5 protein-coding genes are annotated in these 6,522 nt (G+C 53.1%); 2 read left to right on the forward strand and 3 right to left on the reverse strand.

Going from position 1 to position 6,522, the window contains the following annotated elements:
- The first annotated feature begins 494 nt into the window (after positions 1-494).
- Complete coding sequence (locus QVP03_RS10955; protein WP_288210773.1) at positions 495-1,403, forward strand: restriction endonuclease; 909 nt, start codon at positions 495-497, stop codon at positions 1,401-1,403.
- A gap of 145 nt (positions 1,404-1,548) precedes the next feature.
- On the opposite strand, the gene QVP03_RS10960 is transcribed toward QVP03_RS10955, so the two are convergent.
- Positions 1,549-3,591: a DEAD/DEAH box helicase gene (locus tag QVP03_RS10960; RefSeq protein WP_286725146.1), complete on the reverse strand. Its 2,043-nt coding sequence runs from the start codon at positions 3,589-3,591 to the stop codon at positions 1,549-1,551.
- 185 nt (positions 3,592-3,776) lie between these two features.
- Between QVP03_RS10960 and QVP03_RS10965 the strand changes: the two genes are divergently transcribed.
- The gene (locus QVP03_RS10965) at positions 3,777-4,646 is read left to right on the forward strand and encodes an enoyl-ACP reductase FabI (RefSeq protein ID WP_022333478.1); all 870 of its coding nucleotides are present in this window, start codon (positions 3,777-3,779) and stop codon (positions 4,644-4,646) included.
- A gap of 431 nt (positions 4,647-5,077) precedes the next feature.
- On the opposite strand, the gene QVP03_RS10970 is transcribed toward QVP03_RS10965, so the two are convergent.
- Both QVP03_RS10970 and QVP03_RS10975 read right to left on the reverse strand, forming a co-directional pair.
- Positions 5,078-5,503: a hypothetical protein gene (locus QVP03_RS10970; RefSeq protein ID WP_022333479.1), complete on the reverse strand. Its 426-nt coding sequence runs from the start codon at positions 5,501-5,503 to the stop codon at positions 5,078-5,080.
- A 48-nt stretch (positions 5,504-5,551) separates the two neighbouring features.
- Positions 5,552-6,522: cytochrome d ubiquinol oxidase subunit II (locus QVP03_RS10975; protein ID WP_288210774.1), on the reverse strand; the 971-nt coding region annotated here is incomplete at its 5' end.

The raw sequence follows: 6,522 nt of genomic DNA on the forward strand, positions 1-6,522 counted from the left end.
CGCCGGCCGCTGCCTGTGGCAGCGGATACGATGGGCATAAAAAGGGCTGTCCTTATCGTGCAACGGGGCACAACAAAGAGAATAAAGGTTTGGTTAGCAGTCGTTTGCTAATCGGGCGGGTGGAAATGGAGACGGATCGGGAGGTTGCACGGCGGAAACCGCTTGCGGCTGGCCTTGCGGCGTGTCTGTACCGGGGTACGGACGGAAGATAGTGTTCGCATAATACAAAAAAAAGTGTGCGCAGCTGCGAACACTATCTTCACCTTTTTACGGGCTCAATACAGGTGCCGTTCGCGGGATTGCTCCCCAACGGCTCTGCGCATACTTTTTTCGTGGTTTCCCGTATTGAGAATCCAGTGAAAAGGTTTTTTGAAAATAATGTTCGCAGGAGCAAAGATATAAAAAAAATGATAAATCGTAAAATGTAAATAACTTCTTGCATTTTAGATTGATGGAATATTAGATTTTATATATTTTTGTCAAAAGATTTTCTAATGGCTAATTCTCATAAAATATCCGGTTCTGCATTAATAGCCCTCAAAGAGGCATTAACTAATATTTATTGGATAAAAAACGATCTTAAAATGTTTGTTAATCATACAATCAATAATAAATCGTTTGTATCTACTTTAGACATGACCAAATATAAACGAGAAATAGCAAATGACATTGTAAATAGAATGTCAAATCGATTGGACATATATGAAGAAGATTTGTTATTATTACTTAAAGTAGTATCCGATATGTCTGATTTTTCGCATTTAAAGAAATGGGAAGACGCAGATAAAAAGATAAAAAAAGCCCAGGAAAGTGTTGAAGCGCTAAGACTACATACAAAAGGTTATTTTGCTATTATTGAAGAACAAAAGGAAGCAGAAACCCGGAAGATAACATACCAAAATAAAATACAGAAAGCTCAATTTTTTCAATCAGAATTAGAAAAATTAAAAATAGACTTTAATCGAATGTCTGCGTCATCGGCAAGTCCACAAAAACGCGGATATGAATTTGAACAATTCCTGAACTCCTTATTTAATTTATTTGATTTAGACCCGAAATGTTCCTATAAAATTAGTGGAGAGCAAATTGACGGTGCGTTTACTCATGATAACCAAGATTATCTAATTGAGGCAAAATGGGAGGCTAAAGCCATGCCAAAATCAGCATTGCATGCGTTTAGTGGTAAAGTTAAAGATAAATTAACAACAACACTTGGCTTGTTTATATCTATTTCAGGGTTTGCAGACGAATGTATAAGAAGAGAAAACTCAAATATAATCCTGATGGATTATCAAGATATAATTATGGTAATAGAGAATAGGATAGACTTAAAGCAGTTAATCTATCTTAAAAGACAACATGCATCGCAAACAGGTATTATACTTTATCATCCAGCATGTTAAGACCTACTTTCTTATCTAAATCAAAAGGGATAGAGCGAAATTTGCCCCGTTGTAATAGGCTATTAAACAGGCTAAGAGAGATTGAGAATAAAAAAGACCCAAAACCGGGTCTTTTTTATTGCGATTATTTCAATTCTATTGTTTCCTATTTCCGTTTCCTGCCTTTGGCGGCAACCCGCTGGGCGGCTGTGACTGTCTTTTTCGGGGTCTTGCGTACGCTTTTGGTCGCTTTGCCCTTGCCTTTGCCATTCTCGTCGCGTCCCCATGCCGTGCCTTCGTCGAATTTCATAAATGCCGACCAGTCGAAACCTTCGTTCGACATCTTGCTGAAATCGGGGATGTCCGGGTGGGGTGGGGTCTTGGTTTTCAGCTTCCGGCGCGGCGATGACGTTGGGTCATATGCCGTTTGGTCGTGTGAGGGTTCTGCGTGTACCGTTTCGTCGTGGGCGGGCGCCGGGTCGTACGCCGTCGGGGTTGCCGGGACGGGCGTTGCCGGCTTCACGTTCCGCGTCGGCTTTTTCGGTGCCGGGGCGTATGTCTGCCCGGCGGTCTGGTAATCCTCGGTTTTTGTGCGGCGGGGCTTGCGAACCGGGGCTTCCTGCGCCCCGTTTTCCCCGTCGCGGGCGATCTCGGCCATCGGCCGGCGGCCGCGGTTCAGCCGGTTGAGTTTGCGGACGACCTCCTCGGCATCGCGGAACGGGACGCTCACGAACGAGAAGTTGTCCGAAATCTGGACGTCGTTGATATATTTGTCGCGCAGGCCGCATTTGAATTTGAGCATGTCGACCAGCTTGCGTGCCGTGTAGCCGTCGCGTTTGCCCACGGCCAGGAACAGCCGCGCCGTACCCTTGCGGTCGACCGAGAAGGAGCGTATTTCGGGGTAGTTGTTCTGGTCGAGCTCGCTGCGGAACGCCAGGCGCAGCAGCGCACCCAGGGCTATGTCGGGGGTGTATTCGGCGAGCAGCTCTTCGGCGAATTCCTTGTAACCGTCGTAGCTTTCGTTTTCGACGATCTCCTGCATCTCCTCCTTGATCTTCAGCCGTTTCATCTCTACGATGTCCTGCGGCGAGGGGAGGGTTTCGCGTTTGATCTCGACCTTGATGTCGCGCATCAGGTTATTCAGGCCGCGGAACTCCGAGGGCGAGACGAACGTGATGGCCGTTCCCTGCTTGCCGGCGCGGCCCGTGCGGCCGATGCGGTGCACGTAGCTCTCCGAGTCCTGCGGCAGCGAGTAGTTGATGACGTGGGTCAGGTTGCCCACGTCGATGCCCCGGGCGGCCACGTCGGTAGCCACCAGGATATTGATCGTGCGGTCGCGGAATTTGCGGAGTATCTTCTCGCGCTGCGCCTGCGACACGTCGCCGTGCAGCACCTCGGCTGCGTAGCCGCGCGCCGTCAGGCGCGAGGCGGTTTCGTCGGCGCCGATCTTGGTGCGGGCGAAGATGATGCCGTAGAATTCGGGCTCGACGTCGATGATGCGGGTCAGGGCGTCGAACTTGTCGGCCTCGCGTACCTCGAAATAGATTTGTTCCGTGAGGTCGGCCGTGATTTGCTTGTGTTCCACGCGCACGATCTCCGTGTCGCGCATGTAGGTTTTCGAAAGCCGGATGATGCGCTCGGGCATCGTGGCCGAGAAGAGCAGCACGCGCCGCTCGTCGCTGGTGTGGCTCATGATCTCTTCGACGTCCTCGACGAAGCCCATGTTGAGCATCTCGTCGGCTTCGTCGAGCACGAGGTAACGGACGTTTTCCAGTTTCATCGTGCCGCGGCGGATGTGGTCGAGCACGCGCCCCGGTGTCCCGACGACGATGTCGATGCCTTTGGCAAGGCGACGCAGCTGTTCGCTCATCGCCGCACCGCCGTAGATGGCCGTGATCGAGAGTCGTTTTTCGCGGTTGTAGGAGAGCAGTTCTTCGGCCGCCTGGAGTGCGAGTTCGCGTGTCGGTACGAGGATGATGGCCTGTATCGGCCCGCGGGCGGGTTCGAGGGTCTGGAGTATCGGCAGTCCGTAGGCCGCGGTTTTGCCCGTGCCGGTCTGCGATTGCGCGATGATGTCGTTGGGTTTTGTGAGCAGGTGGGGGATGGTGAGCTTCTGGATTGCGGTGGGCGTCTCGAATCCCTTGGCGCGGACTGCGGCGAGCATCTGCTCGGAAAGCCCCAGGGCGCTGAAATCGTCTGTAATGGTCATGTGCATGTTTTATTCGGCACAAAGGTACGATAAAAAGCCGAAAAATGTGTAAAACGTGAAAAAACCGTGATTTACAACCCGTGTTTTGGTTCGGGGACATGCCGTTTGCCGCGGTTTGCAGGGACGGCGGTTCGCCCGTTTCAAATATTTTTGTTATATTTGCCCGAATTTTTAATCTAAATAGGATGGCATACAATTTATTGAAAGGCAAGAAGGGCCTTATTTTCGGAGCACTCAACGAGCAGTCGATCGCATGGAAAGTGGCGGAACGCGCCGTTGAAGAAGGGGCCGAAATCGTCCTTACGAATACTGCCGTATCTATTCGCATGGGTACAATCGGCCGGCTGGCTGAAAAATGCAATACGATCGTCGTCCCGGCCGACGCTACGAGCGTCGAAGACCTGGAAAACCTAATCGACAAGACGATGGAACATTTCGGGGGCAAGTTCGACTTCATGCTCCACTCGATCGGCATGTCGCCCAACGTCCGCAAGGGGCGCACATACGACGACCTGGATTACGATTACCTCTCCAAGACGCTCGACATTTCGGCGATCTCGTTCCACAAGGCGATCCAGGTGGCCCGCAAGAAGGACGCCATCAACGACTGGGGGTCGATCGTGGCGCTCTCGTATATCGCGGCACAGCGTACGCTCTACGGTTATAACGACATGGCCGATGCCAAGGCGTTGCTGGAGTCGATCGCCCGCAGTTTCGGGTATATCTACGGCCGTGAGAAGCACGTGCGCATCAACACCGTGTCGCAGTCGCCGACGCCGACCACGGCCGGAAGTGGCGTGCTGGGGATGGGCGACCTGATGAATTTCGCCGAGAACATGTCGCCGCTGGGCAATGCCTCGGCCAATGACTGCGCCGACTATGTGCTGACGCTTTTCTCGGATCTTACGCGCAAAGTGACGATGCAGAACCTCTACCATGACGGCGGTTTCGCGTCGATGGGTATGAGCCGCCGCGCCATGAAGACCTACGAAAAGGGGATGCGTTTCGAGGACGTGCACCAGAACCAGTACCCGTTCGGCGAGAACGCGGAATAGCTGGCGGAGATGCTTGAATAAAAGGGAAAGCCTGAAAAAGCTTTCCCTTTTATCAATATGTGGGAAATCATTGTTCGTGCCGGTTTAAAATATATCTCCCGTGCTGTTGGCGTACTGGATGATCTCGAATTTGTGTACGGCTTGCGCCGGAGCCGCGAAATAGTCGCTTTCGCCCGAAAGCCGGTAGACGCCTCTTTGGATGTCGACGGCCTCGATATGCAGCGAGTCGTACTTGTAGGAGTGCAGCGAATCGGCCTGTGGTAGCGGAGCAATATGCCGCCCTGGGGAAGCATTGTTGCCGTCCTGATTTTCCGGGGATAGGGCCCGTCCATATAGAGATCTGTTTTGACGCTGTCAGCAATGTGGAACGAAATGGGCCATGACCAGTCGTCATCGAGGTAATAATCACCCTTGTTTTCCTTCAGATTGACCTAATAGCCGTTGAAATTCCGGATTTCCGGGGCGATGTATTCAGATTTTACAGAGTCGGGCAGCATCTGGTCATAAAAATCGCGATAGCTTGGGTCGTTTAAATAAGACATGTAGACAGAATCGAGGTAACGGCTCTCGAAGAACCTGTGGGCGGGACTGTTCCGGTTGTGGGTGATAAACCGGTATTCGCGGTAGAGTTCCTTTCCTTCCGCCTTGCGGTAATGAGTTTCGATAACGGTTATCGAGTCGGCCGGGTTGAAGTTGGAAAATTCGGAGAAGAACAGTTTGCCGCCGAGCTGGCGGCGAACCGTATCTTCTACCGAGACGGGGCAGGTCTGCCGGTTGCGGACTTTGGGCTGCCGAGGGCGTGGCCTGCAGTTCTGCAGTTGCTTTTCCCGGACGGGAACCGCAACTGCAGAATACAAGCGGGAGTAATATTATACTATATTTCATACGGTCGGAGGCAGTCGGTATTAGTATTGGTGGTCGTCCCCGCGGATCTCTTCGCGGGTGATCGGCTTGCGGTTCATCGCCCGCCATGCGTACCAGATGTAGGCTGCGACGAAGGGGATCAGTAGCGAGACGATCGACATCACCTTGAGCGTGAAGAGGCTCGACGAGGAGTTGTAAATCGTCAGCGACGACTGCATGTCGGCCAGCGACGGGTAATAGGCCGTGTCGTTCCATCCGGCGCAGAGCAGCAGCGCCAGTACCGTCAGTACCGTACCCGCACCGCCGAACCAGATGGCGTTGCGCCGGCCGCGCCAGCCCAGTCCAATGCTCCACAGTACCGCCACCACGCCGAGGAGCAGCACCACGGCGAGGTAAGGCATCTCGATGAAGTTATGCAGGTACTTGTACGGCTCGATGGAGATCCGGCCTGCGGCATCGATCGCCCGGCCGTCGGCGAAGAGCAGCATGCAGAGCCATGCTACGAAGAAGAACACGAAACAGACGGCTGCGGGGATCATCCGCCGGCGGGTACGTTCGAGGATGGTCTTGTCATCGATGTTATTCATGAAATACTGGCAGGCCAGCGTTGCGGCGAGGAATGTCACGGCAATGCCCAAAAAGACGTTCGAGACATCCGTAAGTGCTTCTAACCCGTGCCACGGGGTTGTCCACTGCGAGATCACCGTTGCGCTGCCGCTTCCGGCGCCGTTGGCCAGGTTGAGGCGGTCGACCGTAAAGTTCGCGCCCGTGAAAAGTGTTCCGACGGCCGTGCCCAGCAGCAGCGGGCCGGCGATGCCGTTGATCATCAGGAATACGTTGAATGTCTTTTCGCCGAAGACGTTGCCCGGTTTGCGGCGGTATTCGTAGGCCACGGCCTGGATGACGAAAACCAGCAGGATCGCCATCCATACATAGAACGCACCGCCGAACGACGTGGAGTAGAACAGCGGGAACGAGGCGAAGAATGCGCCGCCGAAGGTTACGAGCGTCG

Source organism: Alistipes sp. CAG:29, assembly GCF_000435435.1.
GTDB lineage: Bacteria > Bacteroidota > Bacteroidia > Bacteroidales > Rikenellaceae > Alistipes > Alistipes onderdonkii.